The organism is Zhongshania borealis (genome assembly GCF_039539625.1).
Taxonomy (GTDB): domain Bacteria; phylum Pseudomonadota; class Gammaproteobacteria; order Pseudomonadales; family Spongiibacteraceae; genus Spongiibacter; species Spongiibacter borealis.
On record NZ_BAABDM010000001.1, the window covers coordinates 846,565 to 866,593 of the forward strand.

At 48.6% G+C, this 20,029-nt stretch carries 18 protein-coding genes and 2 tRNA genes; 3 read left to right on the plus strand and 17 right to left on the minus strand.

The genetic code is table 11. The annotated features are described in order from the left end of the window. Window positions 1-308 precede the first annotated feature (308 nt). On the minus strand, window positions 309-1,271 hold the full coding sequence (locus ABD836_RS04005) for a calcium/sodium antiporter (protein WP_344932539.1): 963 nt from the start codon (window positions 1,269-1,271) through the stop codon (window positions 309-311). A gap of 257 nt (window positions 1,272-1,528) precedes the next feature. On the opposite strand from ABD836_RS04005, the gene ABD836_RS04010 reads away from it, so the two are divergent. Further along, a complete protein-coding gene (locus ABD836_RS04010) occupies window positions 1,529-2,494 on the plus strand; it encodes a calcium/sodium antiporter (RefSeq protein WP_344932540.1) in 966 nt (321 codons plus the stop codon). A 282-nt stretch (window positions 2,495-2,776) separates the two neighbouring features. Here the strand turns inward: ABD836_RS04010 and ABD836_RS04015 are convergent, their stop codons facing one another. The 4 genes from ABD836_RS04015 to ABD836_RS04030 form a co-directional block, all read right to left on the minus strand. Then, on the minus strand, window positions 2,777-3,385 hold the full coding sequence (locus ABD836_RS04015) for an exopolysaccharide biosynthesis protein (protein WP_344932542.1): 609 nt from the start codon (window positions 3,383-3,385) through the stop codon (window positions 2,777-2,779). A 526-nt stretch (window positions 3,386-3,911) separates the two neighbouring features. Further along, on the minus strand, window positions 3,912-5,405 hold the full coding sequence (locus ABD836_RS04020; RefSeq protein WP_344932544.1) for a hypothetical protein: 1,494 nt from the start codon (window positions 5,403-5,405) through the stop codon (window positions 3,912-3,914). A 682-nt stretch (window positions 5,406-6,087) separates the two neighbouring features. Continuing rightward, entirely contained in the window at window positions 6,088-6,945 is an 858-nt protein-coding gene (locus ABD836_RS04025; protein WP_344932546.1) for a sterol desaturase family protein, read from the minus strand. Between the two features lie 70 nt (window positions 6,946-7,015). Continuing rightward, window positions 7,016-7,771 carry a helix-turn-helix domain-containing protein gene (locus ABD836_RS04030; RefSeq protein ID WP_344932547.1) on the minus strand — a complete coding sequence of 252 codons (756 nt, stop codon included), beginning with the start codon at window positions 7,769-7,771 and terminating at the stop codon, window positions 7,016-7,018. A 1,214-nt stretch (window positions 7,772-8,985) separates the two neighbouring features. On the opposite strand from ABD836_RS04030, the gene ABD836_RS04035 reads away from it, so the two are divergent. Then, entirely contained in the window at window positions 8,986-9,231 is a 246-nt protein-coding gene (locus tag ABD836_RS04035; RefSeq protein WP_344932548.1) for a helix-turn-helix domain-containing protein, read from the plus strand. Window positions 9,232-9,509: 278 nt separating this feature from the next. Further along, a complete protein-coding gene (gene rrtA / locus ABD836_RS04040; protein ID WP_344932550.1) occupies window positions 9,510-10,124 on the plus strand; it encodes a rhombosortase in 615 nt (204 codons plus the stop codon). Here rrtA and ABD836_RS04045 read toward each other — a convergent pair. The 12 genes from ABD836_RS04045 to kdsB form a co-directional block, all read right to left on the minus strand. Beyond that, a complete protein-coding gene (locus tag ABD836_RS04045; protein ID WP_344932552.1) occupies window positions 10,113-10,664 on the minus strand; it encodes an RNA polymerase sigma factor in 552 nt (183 codons plus the stop codon). The two genes, rrtA and ABD836_RS04045, sit on opposite strands and share 12 nt — an antisense overlap. Further along, a complete protein-coding gene (locus ABD836_RS04050; protein ID WP_344932553.1) occupies window positions 10,657-11,517 on the minus strand; it encodes a hypothetical protein in 861 nt (286 codons plus the stop codon). The genes ABD836_RS04045 and ABD836_RS04050 overlap by 8 nt, the downstream gene beginning before the upstream one ends. Beyond that, window positions 11,514-13,268: a vWA domain-containing protein gene (locus ABD836_RS04055; protein WP_344932554.1), complete on the minus strand. Its 1,755-nt coding sequence runs from the start codon at window positions 13,266-13,268 to the stop codon at window positions 11,514-11,516. The genes ABD836_RS04050 and ABD836_RS04055 overlap by 4 nt, the downstream gene beginning before the upstream one ends. 250 nt (window positions 13,269-13,518) lie before the next feature. Next, window positions 13,519-13,592, minus strand: a tRNA-Cys gene (locus ABD836_RS04060). A 132-nt stretch (window positions 13,593-13,724) separates the two neighbouring features. After that, window positions 13,725-13,800: transfer RNA gene (locus tag ABD836_RS04065), tRNA-Gly, on the minus strand. Between the two features lie 134 nt (window positions 13,801-13,934). Continuing rightward, window positions 13,935-14,495, minus strand: a complete 561-nt coding sequence (gene pgsA / locus ABD836_RS04070) for a CDP-diacylglycerol--glycerol-3-phosphate 3-phosphatidyltransferase (RefSeq protein WP_344932556.1) — start codon at window positions 14,493-14,495, stop codon at window positions 13,935-13,937. Window positions 14,496-14,536: 41 nt separating this feature from the next. Further along, window positions 14,537-16,378, minus strand: coding sequence for an excinuclease ABC subunit UvrC (gene uvrC / locus ABD836_RS04075; protein ID WP_344932557.1), 1,842 nt, complete (start codon window positions 16,376-16,378; stop codon window positions 14,537-14,539). 20 nt (window positions 16,379-16,398) lie between these two features. Further along, entirely contained in the window at window positions 16,399-17,043 is a 645-nt protein-coding gene (gene uvrY, locus ABD836_RS04080; RefSeq protein WP_344932558.1) for a UvrY/SirA/GacA family response regulator transcription factor, read from the minus strand. 73 nt (window positions 17,044-17,116) lie between these two features. Then, on the minus strand, window positions 17,117-17,710 hold the full coding sequence (locus tag ABD836_RS04085) for an alpha-ketoglutarate-dependent dioxygenase AlkB family protein (RefSeq protein WP_344932559.1): 594 nt from the start codon (window positions 17,708-17,710) through the stop codon (window positions 17,117-17,119). After that, window positions 17,700-18,734: a UDP-N-acetylmuramate dehydrogenase gene (murB, locus tag ABD836_RS04090; protein ID WP_344932561.1), complete on the minus strand. Its 1,035-nt coding sequence runs from the start codon at window positions 18,732-18,734 to the stop codon at window positions 17,700-17,702. Before murB ends, ABD836_RS04085 begins: the two co-directional genes overlap by 11 nt. Beyond that, on the minus strand, window positions 18,731-19,231 hold the full coding sequence (locus tag ABD836_RS04095; protein ID WP_344932563.1) for a low molecular weight protein-tyrosine-phosphatase: 501 nt from the start codon (window positions 19,229-19,231) through the stop codon (window positions 18,731-18,733). The genes murB and ABD836_RS04095 overlap by 4 nt, the downstream gene beginning before the upstream one ends. After that, complete coding sequence (gene kdsB / locus ABD836_RS04100; RefSeq protein ID WP_344932564.1) at window positions 19,228-19,995, minus strand: 3-deoxy-manno-octulosonate cytidylyltransferase; 768 nt, start codon at window positions 19,993-19,995, stop codon at window positions 19,228-19,230. The genes ABD836_RS04095 and kdsB overlap by 4 nt, the downstream gene beginning before the upstream one ends. Window positions 19,996-20,029 lie beyond the last annotated feature (34 nt).

Below are 20,029 nucleotides of genomic sequence, written 5' to 3' on the forward strand. Positions count from 1 at the left end.
GCGTGGACACCAGTCCAAGGCATTAAACAAAAGTGGGGAAGCTGATTGTAAACTCTGGAAATCTCACTGCAACGAGAGGATTAAAGCATTGCAGTGGTATTCAATGGCTCCCCAAAAATCTGGAGAGATCACTGTAAGCAGCGCTGATCGTCGCTTTCTGGTAAAAAGCGGACGGTCAAAAATACGGAATTCGATGAAAGTCATAGGTTTTCTGCAGATACAACGCATTGCTTTGGGGTGACAGCAAAAACGTCCCAGCTGAGCACCCTTTGCGCTGCATCAACGGCAACTTGCTACCTTCTCTCACGCTATCCACCGACTACCGCAAAACTTAGCCAAACATATATACCGTAGCCGGCAAGAAGCATTCCGCCCTCAAGCCGGCTCAGACACCTTTGAGTGTATAAGAACAGCAGTAAGAGCAAAGACGTTCCAAGCATAACCCATTGATCAAAATGCAATATCCTTGCATGAACTGGAAGTGGTTGAAGTAGTGCGGACACCCCCAGAATTCCAAGTAAGTTGAATATATTGCTTCCGAGTATATTGCCAACAGCTACGTCAGCGTGCCGTCGAATGGCCGCGATCACCGATATGGACAATTCGGGAAGCGAAGTACCTACCGCAACCAACGTCAAACCGATGACTGCCTCTGGCACATTAAAATACTCGGCAATTCCGATGGCCCCAATCAACAAAATTTGTGATCCGCCAATTAATAACATTAAGCCAAGACCCACGGCGATTGTGATCCACAATACTGACTTCGAATCAATGGATATTTCTTCAGCTTCAGCTTGGTGTAGCTCACCCGATGGTGCAGCATGGAAGCGTTCGCTCCGATAAGCCCACACCAAGTACAAGGCTAAGGCACCAAGGAAGATAGCAGCATCGGAACGCCCAAGGGCGCTTCCCCCAACCAGAACCAGAAAAAGAATGCTTGCAGCAACTACTGTGACTGCGTCTCTTCTTAGTACCAATGGCTTGACGGCTAGCGGAGTGATCACTGCGCAAAGTCCGAGAACCAATAAAATATTCCCGATATTGCTGCCAACAACGTTGCCAATCGCGATGTCTGGCCTACCTTCAATTGCAGCATTAACGGAGACCACCAATTCCGGAGCGGAGGTGCCGAATCCAACGATGACGAGACCGCTTAGCAAGGGAGACACTCCGAGACTCTTTGCGGCAGCCAGCGATCCACGTATCAGTGCTTCACCACCGCAGGTAAGCAAGATGATACCCACTAAGAGAAATAGAATATTCAACATATTTCCGATCTTCCTGTCATGTGCGTTGATTCATTTAAATGGACTTCCCAGAGGTTACTAGACACTTTCCAGCTTGGAAATGCTGTGTATTTGTCCGCTAATGTGAGGCTAGAGCAAAGACACACGTAAGGAGGCATTTCCTGAATTGGTTAAAGACCGGGCGGTCACCCTAGCCCGTGACTTTAAGTAAATGCAAATTTGCAAGTAAATATAACGGAGAAGGAACATACTGCTAAAAACACTTAGGGGTATCTGGTATGGGGTTGGCATTAGTTGGTATCGTTATTGGTCTGGCGCTACTTGTCTGGAGTGCAGGCCGTTTTGTCGACGGTTCCGCCAGCACGGCTCGATATTTTGGTATGCCTCCACTATTGATTGGAATGGTCATCGTTGGATTTGGCACCTCCGCTCCGGAAATGGTTGTATCAGCACTTGCGGCATCACAGGGCAACCCAGGCCTTGCACTGGGAAACGCTTACGGTTCCAATATTACCAACATTGCTTTAATCCTCGGACTGACCGCGCTTATAAGTCCGATACTAGTTCATTCTCAGGTATTGCGGAAAGAACTTCCAATTCTAACCGCCGTTACTGGAGTGGCTATTTGGCAATTGTGGGATGGATTTATATCTCGGCTCGACGCTGTAATTTTGCTTGGTGTCTTTTTTGGCATAATGGCCTGGACAATTTGGCAGGGCTTGCATAATAAAATGGATGCTCTTGGAAACGAAATTGAACAAGAGCTCAGTGGCCAAGCCATGCCTCTTCGTCATGCCGTTTTCTGGTTGATCACCGGGTTATTATTACTCATTGTCAGCTCGCGAATCCTCGTATGGAGTGCAGTGGAAATTGCAAACACCTTTGGCGTCAGCGATTTAATCATTGGCCTAACAGTAGTTGCTGTCGGAACCTCTTTGCCAGAATTAGCTTCGTCATTAATTGCAGCACGCAAAGGAGAGCATGACATAGCCCTTGGTAACATCTTGGGCTCCAATCTGTTCAATACCCTTGCTGTTGTTGGTATTGCAGGAATCATTCATCCACTGGAAGTAGGAAGTGACGTACTCAGTCGAGACATTCCCGTCATGGCTGCGCTAACAGTTTCGTTATTTATTTTTGGTTATGGATTTAAAGGAATCGGGCGGATTAATCGATGGAAGGGTGCTACATTACTGGTTGCTTACCTCGCTTACACAGCCTATCTAATAACCATTATTTTTTGACTGAAATCAAGAATATTTAAAACCGCGGCTCGTCACGATTGAAGTACACCACGGGAGGCGAATCAGCGAAAGGAGAAGGAAATTTTACGCTTTAATCGTCGCAGGTGGCGATCCTCGGCCAGAAATGAAATTTGGATTTCTATTCTGGCAGCGTCGACTATCCGCTAATGGTAAAAGCGTACGTTGGAGAACTATGTGCGATCGGTGATCAGGGTGTTGAGGGCTGAAGGTTAGAGACCCTCGACTACCCGGTTAGATTTCATTGCGCATCACGCCTCAAACCTAGTGGACGAAAACGAGATAGTAAACGACGCTCAGCGTAGCTAGACCCATACACGCGGCACTTATTTTAACAAGGCCGTCTCTTTCCATGATTCCCAAACCCAACAGAACCAAAACAAGTGCAGGGCCCAAATTAGCCAATGGGATCGGAAGTGCGATAATCATACCCAATACGACGATTATTAGGCCGTTGATCCGATCAACGATGGGTGCCTCGGTGAACTGCCAGCGGGGGCGTACATACCGCTCAATCGCCCGTACTCTGGGTTCGAAGACACACAACGCTGTTCGAACTCCCTCTGGGGAAAGCTGCCAATCTAGAACCGACCTTGGCAGCCACGTCTTGGTCAAACCGACAGCCATTTGAAGGCCAAGAAGCGTAATAAGCGGCCCAACAATAAGCGAAACAAACGGGATTACGCTGAAGATTGCAACCAGCACCAGCAGCATTCCAAAAGTTCGATCACCGAACCGTTCGGTTAGGCTCCGGAGCGTGACTTTGGGATGATTCGTGAACTCAATGAGAGTCAAGAGGACGTCAGAAGTTCGCGTTCGTGGCTTGGCCGGAACGGTGAACAGCTTCGGGGCCCCTTCTGATTTATTTGTCAAAATCTTGAGATTCCTATAACACTCTGGTGAAACCTAACATTTGTATATCAAGCGCGCACGGCTAGCCCAATGTGGCACAGCACAAAAACTAGCGCAACTTATTGGATCTATATTTAAATAAGGGGAATTTGTACTGAGCCGTGCTACGACAAAGCGTGTATGTGCATATGTAATTATGCTGGGTCTCATATGCTTTGTCGCACTTCCCTATGTAATATATTTTAAAACCCATTTCGGGGAGAGCTGGCAAAACGAGCACTCTACTCCCGCAAGCCGAACATAAAGCCTAGCGATGGGAAAATATACCGTTGTATTCAGCTATACAAGAAGCCTTTAGCTAGCAGTGTGTATGACCGCTATTGTGACGCTAGAGCCAAACACTCCCAGTAACTAAGGGGCATTTCCCGACCTGGTAACAAGCGGACGCTCAAAAAAACGAATCGGATGGATTCCCCTATAGCCTCAACGCCCGCATTTGTGGTTGGGCTGGAGCCTTTTCGGTCGATTCGAGCGTCTTGTTAAGCTTCTATGGCGCACTAATACGTTCAATGGTTCCCGTAGTATTGAGCACCTGACTCCCATCTCCATCATCAATAACAAGATCCATATTTCCCGATAATTGACTACCTGACGTTAAGGTGAATACATCAGCTATCGAGCCAGAAAAAACTAATTGCCCATCGTTATTAACCGACCATGATTCTGTATCCGCAGTACCATCATGGTAAACAATATCAACAGTGCCATTTCCTTTAAATGTATATTGATGTGTACCGGCAAAGTCACCACCACTTGCGCCAACTACTTCATAGACTCCAGGTAATGTCGCCGCTTCAAACAATGCACTAATACGCTCAATGGTTCCCGTTGTATTTAACACAGGACTTCCATCTCCATCATCAATGACAAGATCCATATTACCGGACGACTGACTACCCGATGTTAGTGTAAATACGTCAGCTATCGAGCCAGAAAAAACTAATTGCCCATCGTCATTAACCGACCATGATTCTGTATCCGCAGTGCCATCATGGTAAACAATATCAACAGTGCCATTTACCTTAAATGTATAACGATGAGTACCAGCAAAGTCGCCATCACTTGCACCAACAACTTCATAGATTCCAGGTAAGGTCGCAGCATCAAACAGTGCGTCAAGACGTTCAATGGTTCCCGTTGTATTTAACACAGGGCTCCCGTCTGCATCATCAATGACAAGATCCATATTACCGGACGACTGACTACCCGATGTTAGTGTAAATACGTCAGCTATCGAGCCAGAAAAAACTAATTGCCCATCGTCATTAACCGACCATGATTCTGTATCCGCAGTGCCATCATGGTAAACAATATCAACAGTGCCATTTACCTTAAATGTATAACGATGAGTACCAGCAAAGTCGCCATCACTTGCACCAACAACGTCATATGCGCCTGGCAATGTATTCGCATCAAAGCTCAGATCAGCTATCAAGCCCTCATCTCTCAATGTGTTTTCAAAGTGCGCTATTGCGTCATTTTCCGATATGAGTGCAGAATTCGATGAACCCGAGTTTGCCACCAGATTTGTCACGGCAGGCGACGATTCAAAATCGGCTTTTGATAACTCAAAATCAACCTGAGCAGCTTGACCTTTTGCCGTGTTGTTTATCGTAATCCCATTTTCAGGATTTCCATCTTCATCTAACGTTTGAATTAACCGTAAAATATTTACAACCGTTGAGTTAGAGGTGTCGTCGCTACCAGCTAAATCTAGAGGTGTCACTGTTTTTGCGGCGTTAACAGGTGGAAATTCAAGATCACCGATAAAGAACGTGACCGTTTCACCCTCAACGTAGTCGTATTCCCCAAGGGAGTTCGTAACACCTTCCAAAGTTTCCGTTCTATATCCAATATTGGCAACGGGACTATCTAAGAATCGGCCTGTTTGGGTATTGGTTGAGCCATTTGAAGATGAGCCACCTCCCCCACACGCCATTAGCAGGGCACACAGGCCTGCTATTAAAATATTATTATTCATAATCCCGTTACCTTTGGTTCGATTGAAATATTACTCCGCAACTAAAGAACGCACATTAGGGCGTCAAGCTCGCAGGGCGAATCTGCCTTGAATTGCTATCCTCTAACTTACTCAGTTAGGCTTTCTTAATTAATGGTAGTACAACACCGATAGAAAGACACTCCTTAAAGTCCAGTCATGATCTGCAAATGTGATTATCATGACAATGAAAACCACCACAGTCCGTGCATATGTAATTTTGGCGAGGTCTCATATGTCTTGCCCCAACTCTCTATGTGGCTGAACTTACAAACCTTTTTCTTGATAGAGCTGAAAAACAAACGCACCGATACACCGAGCATAAATCCTAGCGACAAAAAAACACCGTTTTATTAAGCTAACCACGAGACCGATATACAGCGGGGCTATACGTCCGCTAATGTGACGCAAGAGCCAGACACCTTAGCGGTCAGGCTGTATTTCTTTAACCGGTAAAAAGCGGACGGCCAAACACACACAATCCAATAAAGGTCGTAGGTTTTCATAGAGGCGATCATAATACTTCTAGCCAGGTGACCAAATTCACTATGCCACTACACCATGCTTGGAAGCACATGGAGGATTAATGAACAGATTCCGATTGCGCTTCTTCTTAGCGACAAATATTTACGTAAAGTAGATGTATGTACTGTGGGTCGGCGGTTCAGCTAATACGCTTGAACGGTGCTAGCATTTGTGGAATATAAGCTACGGGATAATCCGGCGCGGTTCCGATGCCCAGATCTTCTGAACGGATAACTCTCTCTTTATCATAGTACGCAGTGCCTAAGAGATGATCCGTTAACGTTGTGAATAGACCGAAGTTGACATCGCCTTCTTTTGCCGTATTCAGGTGGTGGAAGCGATGAACTTGATTAATTGCCAGAACAGATCTGAGCGGCCCTGCGAAATAGGCAACATTGGAATGTTGCAGTAACAGCTGAATAACCACCGCAACAACCAGCAGCAGTAAGACTTCTTGTGGAGCGCCCATCAAGAGTAGCGGGACAGTACCTGCAAGGGTTTCAATGGTTTGATGCAAGGGGTGTTTCATAAGACCGTTAAACCCATACATACGTTTCACACTATGATGTACTGCATGTAGCTGCCACAGCGCGCTGTACCTATGACTGGCGTAATGTGCCAGTGTAATGCCTATATCGGCGATGATCACCGCCAACAACACTTGCAACCACAGCGGTGCGAAGGAGGGCCAAATTGAATTAAATGGGATAAAACTAGCAATGATTGGGACACTTAATACGCCGACAATACTCAGTGATTCATTGACGACGGCGTGAATAACATCACGCCCCGAGTCTGCTTGAGGCTTGTTGAATTCGGGACTAAATGGCATCCATTGTTCAATTAAGAACGACAGTACGATGAGTAAGCCGACCCATGCAACCAAGGCTAGTTTCGAATAATCTTGTTCCGTCATATAAATAGCAATGCCATTTCCTACGATCAGAAAGAAAGGCAAGTATAGGACTTTGACAAACATTACCAATGTGCTTTTCATCGTAAAAACTTCCAGAGCTAAAGAGCGCTTAGTTTGTCATTTTTTAATGGCGGCGCATTGAACGAAAAAGCTATTTCTGTAGCAGCAGTTGCTTAATAGTTGTAGCGCTTACGCCAAATGCCTGCGTAACAGCTCGGCAGAAGTGGGCCTGATCAGAAAAGCCAGATAAAAATGCTGCATCGGTGAGAGGCATCTGCCGCGATAGTTCAAATCCGACCAGTAGTTTAAGCCACTTTCTGTAACTGCGTAATGGCATGCCTGTTTGCTCTGTAAACCAATGAGAGAATCTGCTGGGCGAGAGATCTACCAAGCTCGATAACGATTTCTGCGTCGTATTGTTGCCGCTACTAATATCATCTTTAAGTGCTGTCAAAATGATATTCAATCGCTCGTCTGGAGTGTTACTGAATTGACAGCGATATTGTTTGTCGAAGCTAATCAACGCTCCCTGGAGGTTCTTTGCTTTAGCAAAGCGCATTACATACTCGGATGAAATTTCTTCATTCAGTACGGATATAGACCATGCCTCTATTGCTATCTGCGGTAGCAGTGTTTTACAAAAATCATGTGTTGGGTCGATATAGATGCATAATACATGTGCGGTTTCTAGTTGATGAGCGGTACCTGCAGGTATCCATAGCCCACGTTCGAAATATCGTGTTTTGTCAGATAGCAGCGCTATTGGTTCTTCTAGGCCAATAGCGATTTGATGAGCCCAATGTCGGTGAGGTTTGTTGTCGCCCGAGGCGCCAAGAAATACCCCCATGCCTGCAGTTATGGCCGCCGACCCTAACCAAGGCTGTGATAAAAATTGATTTTCATGCATTTTCCCGAGTCCTCAGTGCCTATCGTTGCCCCAATATTTCGCCCCGGTATCTTTAATAAAATCGTTGAGGGTCAGCGTAAATCGCTAAATTTATATAACCGCTAGCATGCGCCTTCTGCGGGCCGCTTCCTGATCTGGTAAAAAGCGGACGGTTAAAAAATACGTAATCCGATGAAAGCCGTAGGTTTATCTACGACCTTAACGCCAATATTCAGCGGCGCCCTAACAAGGGCGTCCGGTGGAGGCCGCAGGCCGGAACGACCTGGAATGACTGGTTATGCATGTTGAGGCGTTCTCCGGAGCAAAAGACGCCACCGAAACTGCCGATAGTGGTAAAAAATATTCGCGTATAGCCACACAAAAAGCGTCAGCACCCCCGCCTTGACCTCCACATCATCAGTGTAGCTGCAGGTTCCATTTCGCTCAGGAGTTACTCGAATAAGATGATTCCAAACCGGAACCAAGCCACCGCCCTCCTTTGTAAAAAGCACCCGCTTATTGTCATCAATCTCTTGGAAGGTTATTGAGTGCTTCCACCCTGGAATGAACCCAAAAAACATCAGACGCGTATTTTCTGTGGAACCTTCTCGCCACTCCGATGGAAACCGATGTGAACTCGAAAATCCAAGAAATCCACGGGTAACGAATAACAAAGTGTCGCTCCTTCTTACTAGAGCCCAAACCTTGTCGGCGGATGAACCAAAGGTAGTTGATACTTTTACTCGCATTGGACTTCCCTTAGTTTACTAGACAAATTGATGATCTGAAAATCAGTGACTGACCGCTATTGTGACCTAGCGGATAAATCCCCACTTTTGTTTAATGCCTTGACACCAGTCCCCACCCTTTAATGCATCCCGATTGACCAACCACTGATGCTTTTCAGAGCACTCTACAGTTAGTGGTGACTTAGAGCTGATGTAGCTCGAAGATATAAGAGTGCCACCTCGCTTCTCAACAAGTTCGACAGTATCGGCAAACATCTCTAACTGCCTTTTATTCATATAGCTGCCATCCTATAAAACATCCTTATACCATACCCGAAGTAACGCATAACGCTAAACTCCACAGAGAAAGGCACAGACGGCAGCGACGGTTTAATCTATTGCTTGAGCTGAGAACGCAATTGCCTATAACAAGTTTACTGTCCAAATATCATGCTTTGCCCGTACTCTTTTTGGGTACACGACGGGCTTGTACCGATAATGATACGCATGATTAAAACGATATCCTCAAAGAAATATCTACAGCTAGCGGCTTGGCTTAAAGAAGCACGAACGATGAGAGGCTATAGCATGCGAGATCTGGCAGACATCTTAGGAGAGCCACATAGCCTTGTTCAAAAGACAGAAAATCTTGAGCGCAGACTCGATATATACGAGTATGTTCAATATTGTAAAGCATTAGGTATAGATCCAAAGCAAGGGCTAGCAATACTTGAAAGTAAAGATAACCCATAGTAGTCAATGACTTAGCAAACCATTAATCATCGTTGCAGTGGCAGATCGAACTCCAGTTCCCAGTGCCCATATTCATCCCACTCGGCCCGCCATTATAAAAAAAGCCGGCCTCTGTGCCGGCTTTTTTTATTTCTATTGAATAAGACCTCCGTAAGCAAGTAAAACAAATTTTCTCCCTTTGAGGAGCGCAACTTCAGGCGGCTCTAGGCTTAGTGCAATACCGATATATGCGACAATCAATAATATTAGACGGCTCGTCTGCACAGCGAAATTCACAAATGAAATCATTAATAACACCACAAATAAGTCGTTTTACCTGGATGCGAATCATCACGGTCATTGCGACACTATGCGCATTACAAGTCGCACATACCTTTTGGGACCTCGCTTGGGATCGAGTATCTATAGCCGACGGTGACTATTGGCGACTTATCACCGGCCATCTCGTTCACAATAATAACAATCATTTGCTGCTGAATAGCGTGGGCATAACCATCGCCTTACTCTTGATCAGGGATACATTTGGAGTACGATCTTTTTGTACGCTCAATTTATTGGTCGCGCTATTAACCGGCATATTCCTCTATGTTTTTGAACCGCAGCTATATTATTACGTGGGATTTTCAGCAGTACTTCATGGCCTAGTTGCGAGTTATGGCATAAACAAAGTGCCAAGCGCGCCTTGGTTTGGTGGCGCAATTTTATGTTTGCTTGCATTGAAACTCGTACTCGAGGGGCAACCAGAGTTTACCGCGAATTTAATTGGCATTCGCGTGGCCACTGAAGCGCATTTTTGGGGGTTGATCAGCGGCCTGATAAGCGGAGTGGTTTTCATCTGCGGCGCGCATTGGCAAAAAAAGCGCTTGCCAAGTCACCGAGAATCAGCCGGTTAAACAAGGCTCAATATAGCTGCGAAGGCGAGATCGTATTTGTCGCATAAATTCCCGCGTCGCCCCGTAGCTGCGACCAAGCTGCTCCGACACCGCACGCAAGTCCAGACCATCTTCAAGCACCCAAGATAGCGCTTGAGCACCTTCGGTGTAATCCCTGGAGAATGCCGACATCTGCCCCTCAACACAGGCTTTTAAACGCGCTTCGTCATAGCTTTCTGACTCAACCAGCCAATTGTCGTCATACGCTTGGTCGCTCATTTTTACCGTTTGGCGGTAGCGATCTGCCAGCTTTGAACGCACTACAGACCATACCCAGCCTCGCCCCTGCCCACTTGCTGTAAAGCCATCGCAGCGGGCAATAAACGCAAGAAAGATATCGTGTAATAAGTCCTCCGACTCATTTTCAGGTACACCACGAAGCTGCAAGAAAGACATTATTTTTCCGGAAAACACCGTGTAAAGCTGAGTCACTGCGCGTTTTCGGCGCTCGCCACCGGCTTGCAAATGAATAATGAGCGTATCAACCTCGGCATTATTCATCCCGATCACCAATCACGGCCACATCAATTTCAATTTCTTTTTCTATCGGCCAACTCACATCGAGAGCCGAGTGTGGCAGGGCTTTACGCCAGCGCTGTTGTTCCTCCTGATTCTTTAACAACAATACCCAAGATTCACTTTCCGAATCCTGCGCAAAATCGACACCCTCTTCCGCGAGCTTACGCAGCGTCAGCCACTCGATCTCTGTAAGTACGAGCCTGCGATACTCAGTGGTAGACGATTGACTTGGAGCCGTAGTTTGGCGCGCAGCTTTTGCGGAAACGTCTTGTTGCGCAATATCACTGTCCTGCATCGCGCGCGCAGCAAGTAATGCGTGATGTCGCTCAGCTTTGGCCAACGCATTAACCGAGCGCGCGTCATCTTTTTGACCGGAATCTGCGAGATACTGCCCTCCCGCCTCGGCGTGAACGCTAGGCGGCAGTTCATCGGCTTCACGACTTGACGCTGCTTTTTCAGGCGCCGCAGCCAGCGCCTCATAGCGAGCCATCTCCGTATCCGTGGCGATGTTAGGCGCTTCGCGCATACTATGCTGATCTACAACCGCCCTATCAAATATTGACAAGTCTAAAGCCAGCGCCACGCCGACAAGCAGTGCTGCCGCAGTGCCATAACGATATAACCGCCGCCTACTGATTGCGCGTGGCCGATAAAGCCCCTCTTGCTCAATACGGTTATGCAAGCGCTGCAAGGCAAGCTGGTCGATTTCGGCCGTAGGCGCCGATGCCTGCAATCCATCCTTTATTGCTTCCATTACCGCTTTCTCGCAATCAGACTCACACTGTTCTGGCTGACGAAGTCGCGCAATCCAGTTGTCGATATCGTTCTCTTTCACTCTTGCGCAATCCTAGGGGTAGTAAGTTTTTTCAATAAGCTAATGAATTCGCTGCGCTTGTCATCCGGCAACAAGGGTAAAACCGTTGTAGCACGGCGCAACGCTCCATGAATTGTAGCCGACCCGGAATACTCTGACTGCGACATTACCAGACTAAATTCGGCTACTGCAGCCGCCCAGCGAAGATCCGGCGTCGCGCTTTCAATAAGCTTGGCGCGTGTTGTCATCGCATGAGCAAATTCCACCCCATTGTCGCCACTAGGACGCTTGTACCGTATTTTCACAAAACCAAGCTCCATGGCATGAGTCCCTGCTTTACGCACAGTTTGGTAACGGCGCTCAATATCTGGCGCCGCGGCGCTGCCAGTTGGAATAATCTCGTATAGCGCGACAACAGAATGGCCAGCGCCAACCTCCCCCGAGTCTTTCTTGTCATCCCGAAAATCCTCTGCGTTCATCACCCGCGACTCATACCCCAGCAGCCGGTACTGGGCTACGGCCGCAGGATTAAACTCTACCTGAATCTTGACGTCCTTTGCCGCTACATGCAGCGTGCGCGTTAGCTCGGCACCGAACAATCGCTGCGCCTCCGCATCGGAATCAAGGTAATGCGCAACACCATTACCCGCCTCAGCCAGAACCTGCATTTTAGCGTCTTGGTAGTTACCGCTACCCATTCCAATCACCGAAAGAAACACGCCACTTGCACGCTGCTTTTCAATCATCGTCCTCAGCTCGCCATCGCTGCTGGCACCAACATTAAAGTCGCCATCGGTAGCCAGTATCACTAGATTCGTCGCTTTCTCGTCATATTGTCTACGCGCCACATCGTAAGCTAAGGCGAGTCCAGCCCCACCAGCCGTCGATCCACCGGCACTCAGGTTTGCCAAGGCCTGTTGAATGCGACCACGTTCAGTGACCGGTGTGGGCGGCAATACCACGCCAGCGCTACCGGCGTAAGTCACTATCGCTACCTGATCATGTACTTGAAGATTCGACAACAGTGTTTGAAAGCTACGTATTAGCAATGGCAATTTATTTGCGCTGTTCATTGAGCCAGAGGTATCCAGCAAAAAAGTGATGCGGGCGCCCCGCTCGCTCGCGTCCGTGGTGTCGACTGCTTTCACACCTATCATGGCAAGGCGGTGCTCGGGATTCCACGGTGCCACGGCGTAGTCTGATATTACCGCCAGGGGGTGATCGTCCGTTGGCGACGGGAAGCTATAATCGAAATAGTTCACCAATTCTTCCAGCCGAACACTCGCCGGAACGGGGATTTGTCCTTGATTAATTTGGCGCCGCACATTGGAATAGCTCGCTGAATCAACTTCCAGCCCGAAGGTCGATAGCGGCGACAATGCGACCGACATGAAGCGATTTTCAGTTTTGGCCGCGTAGCCTTCGCGATCCAATGGCGGAGGATTTGCTTCCTTACCTATATTGCCGTAGAAATTGGTATCGCGTTTAGCACTTAATGAAAGCTCCCTCACCCCATGCATCGGCATTGAAACCATCTGAGCCTCCGCGAGTTTATCGTGTAAGGCCTTTTCCAGTTTAGCGTTCATGGGAGCTTGACTAATATGGTGAGCAGCAACATCACTTTCGTCATGTCGCGTGTCGGTTACCGCGTTAATTAAATGGTGCTCTACTTGGACGGGGTGTTCGGCAATAACGGGATCTTTCGATCCCAGCAAGGTAAATAAGCCTATCGTTAGAACAAGAAAAAACAAAATGCTGGCCGCGTATCTCATGACGTTCTCCAGGTGAGTTTATAAGATTCATGTCTATAAACGCGTCACAGAACGGAATGTCAGGGCCACCTGTAAAAAATAATTATCAGAACGCGATCGAACAGTGACCAGATGCACCGCCAACTAAGCAACATACTCCCGCGCAGGCAATGGCTGTGGTAATTCGGATTGATACGACTTGAATACGGTAAGGAAAATCTGAGGTACAGAAGATAAGTGTTTGAAGTTGGAGCTTGAGGAAATTTGTAAATGGAGGCGCGGGTCGGAATCGAACCGGCGTACACGGAGTTGCAGTCCGCTGCATGACCACTCTGCCACCGCGCCTAAAATCGTTTTTGTGTACACCCTAAAGGGGCACGCCGGTCGATACCGGTTTTCTCACTATTTAAGGCGCTGGAGCGATATGATCACTCTGCTGCCATTGCTTTACTGCCTAGCTGTAGCAAGACGATGTATTGGAGCGGGAAAGGAGGCTCGAACTCCCGACCTCAACCTTGGCAAGGTTGCGCTCTACCAACTGAGCTATTCCCGCGTCTCTACATTTGGATATTTGACTTGCTCCCACAAGTTTTTGAACACCTAGTAGCTGTGCTTCAAGAAGGCGCCTATTCTAGTCAGTCACCAAATTCTGTCAAGGAAAGTTGCTGATTTAACGTGATTTTTTTCTTAATCGCCGGCGGTATCGCGTAAATCTGGCCACGCCGCGTGAAGATAAATCAGCATTGACCATAATGTAAGCAGTGCAGCCGTGTACAGACAGATGATATTTGCGTAATACAATAAGCCCTGATGCTCTGGCGACACTAACAACAGCCCAAAAATAGCGACCATTTGCATGGTTGTCTTAATTTTGCCCAAATACGATACCGCCACGCTCGTGCGCTTACCGAGCTCTGCCATCCACTCCCGAAGCGCCGATATCACAATCTCGCGACCAATGATGATGATGGCTGGCACCGTAAACCAGGAGGCGTCGTAGCGCTCGATGAGCAGGGCCAAGGCAACGGCGACCATTAATTTATCGGCGACTGGGTCAAGAAATGCGCCAAGCGGCGTGCTCTGCCCTAGTTTCCGAGCAAGATAGCCGTCTAACCAATCGGTTACTGCAGCGACGGCAAATACGGCCGCTGTTAAAAAATAGGTATGCGCAGCTGGCCAATAAAACAAAACCACCAATACCGGAATTAGCGCGATCCGGAACAGGGTTAAAGCGTTGGGTATATTCATAGTGGTCTCATTAAGGCAGCAAAACCTATTCTATTCGTTTTCTAGGCGCTGCGCAGGTCTTCATATATTTGTAATGCAATTTTCTCGCTAATTCCCGGTACCCGTCGCAAATCTTCTACCCCAGCCTGCTTTACACCTTGCAAGCCGCCAAAATGGCGCAGCAACTCACGGCGTCGTTTGGCACCAACGCCAGGAATCCCCTCTAGCGTGGATTGACGACGACTTTTGTCGCGCCGTGCTTTATGGCCAGTAATCGCAAAACGGTGAGATTCGTCACGGATATGCTGAATCAAGTGCAAGGCTGGGCTATTGTCAGGCAAACTAATTTCTTTGCCATTGTCGCCACGAATCAATATCTCGAGGCCAGCACGGCGATCACTGCCCTTGGCAACGCCGATCATTAATAGGCCATCAATACCCAACTCTGCCATAACGCTCTGCGCTTGGCTCAGCTGGCCTTTGCCACCATCAATAAACAGTATGTCTGGCATGACGAGTTCACCGGCTTTAACTCTTTTGTAGCGCCGAGTCAGGGCTTGATACATGGCAGCGTAATCATCGCCCGGCGTAATACCCTCAATATTCATCTTACGATAGTCAGACTTGAGCGGGCCATTGCCATCAAAGACCACACAAGACGCGACTGTGGCTTCACCGCTACTGTGACTGATATCAAAACACTCTAAGCGGTTAGGCAACACATCTAAACCCAATGTCTCTTGCAGTGCTTTAAAACGCTTCAAACTGCTCGCCGACGATGCGAGACGGTTTTTAAGGTTTTGCTGCGCGGCAGTGAGCGCAAGATTCTGCCATTTTGCGCGGTTACTTCGCACTTTGTGACTCAAAACGACTTGACGCCCCGCTTGCTCACTGAGACTGGCCGCCAGTAAATCTTCGTCGTCTAGCGCAATATTGCTGATGATTTCCCGAGGCATATCGGCCGCACCGCCGCCAATTAAATAATGTTGTGCGATAAAAGCCTCCAACTGCTGTGCTAGCGGTTCATCAAGTTGGCTTTTGGGGAAGAAACTGCGACTTCCCAGCACCCGACCGCCGCGCACACAGAGCAGTTGGATACAGACCTGGCCGCCGTCGATAACGCCACCGAGAATATCAATATCGCCGGTTTCACCTTCGATACACTGCGTTGCTTGCACCTGCTGTAAATACGCTATGCGGTCGCGCAGTTCGGCGGCTTTTTCAAATTCTAGCTCTGCCGCGCTCAGCTCCATTTGACGACCTAGATCAGCTTTCACATCCAAGCTTTTACCCTTTAAAAACAGCTCAGTATGGTTAACATCTAAAGTATATTCCTGATCACTAACCATGCCGACACAAGGCGCTGAACAACGACCTATTTGATACTGTAAACATGGTCGACTGCGGCCTTTGTAATAGCTGTCTTCACATTGACGTACGCGAAAGACTTTTTGCAGCCAGCTTAAGCTATCGCGAACTGCAGCGGCACTCGGATAAGGTCCAAAATACATACCTTTGCCCGTTTTGCGACCGCGATGAATACTCAGACGCGGGTGCTGATGATCAGTACTTAGGTAAATATAGGGGTAAGATTTGTCGTCCCGCAACAATATATTATAGGGCGGCTTGTACTGCTTAATGAGGTTTTGCTCAAGCAGCAAGGCTTCCCGCTCACTGCTGGTAACCGTGACTTCTATTTCGTGAATGCGACCGACCAATGCCATGGTTTTTGTTGTTAAGCCGCTGGCACGGAAATAACTACTGAGGCGTTTACGGAGGTTTTTTGCCTTTCCGACATAAAGCACCTCGCCCGAGGTATTTAACATTACGTAAACGCCCGCCTTTACGGTGACCGTTTTTAAGAAGCTGGCAGAATCAAACTGGTTTATCTGGGTATCAGTCATTGCGATGCATTACGGTGCGCCTAGGCGCCGGGCGAGTCGATCAGGCCATGGCGAATTGCCAATAAAGTCAGCTCAACATCGCCGCTTATATTGAGCTTCTCAAAAATGCGGTAGCGGTAGCTATTTACGGTCTTGGCAGATATAAACAATTGATCGGCAATGTCCAAAACTTTTTGGCAGTTTGCAATCATCAGACTAATTTGCATTTCACGCTCAGAGAGACACTCAAATGGCGATTCTACTTCGTCGCCATAACCTTTCAGCGCAATGGCTTGAGCCACACTCGGGCTTAAGTAACGCAGCCCCTTCGCGACCTGGCGCACCGCCAAGACCATTTCTTCCTCCGAGGCACCTTTGGTAACGTATGCGGACGCCCCCGCCTTGAGCAGCCGGCTCGGCATAGGCTCTTGATCGTAGGCGCTCAGGGCAATAATACGTGTTGATGGTGATACCAGACGCAGCTTACGGGTCGCTTCTAGGCCGCCAATACCGGGCATTCTCACATCCATCAGCACAACGTCAGGGCTCAGAATTCGACAGCTACTAATTGCCTCTTCGCCGCTCGCCGCTTGCGCGATTACTGAAATACCATCCGCGTCATCGAGCATACGCACTATCCCAGTACGTACCATCGCGTGATCGTCGGCAACTAAAACTGTAATCATGTATTTCCCTGCATCCAATGCCTGTAACAATACCATCGCAACCCCAGTCTAACCAGCCTGCTGAGGTTTATGCTTATAGCGATGATAACACTTTACGAAATGTGATATTAATTCGTCCTTGGGCCAGCCCACGTCGCACTGGTAAGGCATGTTGCCAGTTTTGCTGGGTCGGCGGCAACATTAGCAACAACGAACCGGCCGCCAAATGGATTTTGTGGGATTTACTGCGTGCTCCCTTCGGCTTTAGCAGAAAGTCCCGACCGCAACCCAAGCTGATGGATGCAATGCATGGTGCCTCGCCCAAGCTCGCTTCATCGTCGCTGTGATAGCCCATGGAATCATTGCCATCACGATAGTAATTAAGGAGCGCACAGTTAAAATGATAACCAGTAGTCTCTGCAATTTTATCGCGTAGCCATACTACTTGCGGCGGCCACGCTTCAGCGCAATGCTGGTGCCCGCTATATCGATAAACCAAACCCTGTTCGCCAACAAACGCTACAAGGCGCGGCGTTCGGTGTCGGCGCCCATATATTTCCAAAGATGGCTGTTGCCAGTGGACCTCATCCCGGAGCTGCGCGTATAGCCCATCTGTATCCTCGACGTACTCGGGATGGTAACTGAGCGCGCCGCCCGCAAGCGGAATATATTCGGGTTCAATAAACACGAGGCTCAATTTCAAGCGCTATATTAAACTGCGCCAGCACGTCGGTCTGCACCGCACCGGCAAAATCCAGTACATCCGCGCCTTCGGCACCATCGTAATTGACCAAGACAATCGCTTGCCGGGGATGAATACCCACGGCGCCTATACGCCGCCCTTTCCAGCCCGCGGTATCGACCAACCATGCTGCCGCCAATTTAACGCGACCATCCGCCAGCGGCCAATGTGGCAGCAGAGGGTATAGAGCGATCAACTCCTGCGCTTCGGTCTGAGAAATTATCGGGTTTTTAAAGAAGCTGCCTACATTCGGCTCGCAACGGTAATCTGGGAGTTTATCCGCGCGCACCCGCGCCACGGTCTCCGCCACTAGCTCAGGACTCGGGCGAGCTAACCCTGAGCTCCGCTCTTCCCCCGAGCTAGCTTGTATCGCTTCGCGCAGGGCTGGATAGCTAAGATTAACCCTGGCCTTAGCGCTTAAACGCAAATCAATAGCGGTGATAATAAAAACATCGCGCAGTGCGCCTTTAAACACACTGTCGCGATAGCCCAGCTGACAATCTGCCACGCTAAGTTTACGCAGGCAATTTAGATTTATATCCCAGCCCGTTACCGAGTCCAAAACACTGGACAGCTCTACCCCATAGGCGCCAATGTTCTGTATAGGCGCGGCGCCCGCTTGGCCAGGAATCGATATTAGGTTTTCCAAGCCATACCAACCTTGCGCCAAACTGTACTTTACCAACTCATCCCAATTTTCGCCGGCCGCTACGGTGACCACGCGCTCATCACCATCCGCTTCACAGCTAATGCCACGCATCGCCATGCGAATAACCATGCCTTGAATATCGCCACGTAACACCAAATTACTGCCACCACCGATAAATACCCGACGTAGGTGACGACGACTACTGAAGGCAATGGCCTCATTGAGCTCGGAAAGATCGTGAACCTCAACAAAATAATCAGCCGAAGCGCTTATACCCAAGGTATTGTATGGACGCAGATCGACATCGCGCTGAATATTCATCCCTCGGCGCCGTCGCTAGCAAGTAGATGATTTGCACGAATATGGGATAACAATCCACGGGCCGCGTCTTCGACCAAATCCAGCACGTCGTCAAAGCCCTCGTCACCGCCATAGTAGGGATCGGGCACTTCAGGCAGATCTGCGTCAGTCGCATAATTTAAAAAGAGTGCAAGTTCGCATTGATCTTGCGGGCCACGCAGCGCACGAAGGTCCTTCAAATTACTGTTATCCATGGCCAAAATATAATCAAAATTTTGAAAATCAGTTGAGCATACTTGTCGCGCCCGCAAACCTGACAGATCATACCCTCGCCGTAAGGCTGCCGCTTGAGCGCGCTGATCAGGGCTGTGACCAATATGCCAATCACCGGTGCCAGCGGAATCAACCTGAATCTCATCTGCGAGACCGGCCTCCTCAAGCATTTTTTGGAAGACGCCATGCGCTGTTGGTGAGCGGCAAATATTGCCAAGGCACACCAGTAATACGTTTATGCTCATTTGCCGCGAGCCGCGAGAATTGAACGCACCTTCTGTAAATCCGCCTCGGTATCAACCCCGCCAGGGATATCGACACAGGCCTTGGCAATATGAATACGCACGCCGTTTTCCATAGCGCGCAATTGCTCTAATTTTTCAAAACTCTCCAAGATACCCATTGGCCAGCGCACAAACTCGTGAAGGAATCCCACCCGATATGCATAGATGCCAATATGGCGTAAAAATGGCGCGCCTGCTGGCAAACTAAGCTCTTCACCGGCCCAATCATCGCGGCACCACGGCATGGGTGCACGGCTAAAATACAGTGCATAACCCTGAGTATCCGTGACTGCTTTCACCGCATTAGGGTTAAATACTACCTCAATATCGGTGATAACTTCGCCAAGCGTAGCAATTCCCGCTGCAGGCTTTGCCGCTAGATTTTCAGCTACTTGCGCAATCGCCGCCTGAGGAATAAGCGGTTCGTCGCCCTGCACATTTACAACGATTTCTTCATCGGTGAGTTTCAGCTGGCTGACGACCTCTTGTAATCGGTCAGTGCCAGATTCATGGCTAGCAAGCGTCATCACCACTTCTGCACCGAAACCTTGACACGCATCAAATACCCGCTGGTCTTCCGTGGCAATAACCACGCGGCTTGCATCGCTATCGAGGGCGCGCTCCCAAACATGCTGAATCATGGGTTTGCCGCCAATATCGAGCAATGGTTTACCGGGCAGACGGCTAGACGCGAAACGAGCGGGAATAATTACGGTGTACGACATGCTTACTCCAAATTTATGCGATACAACTGCGGCT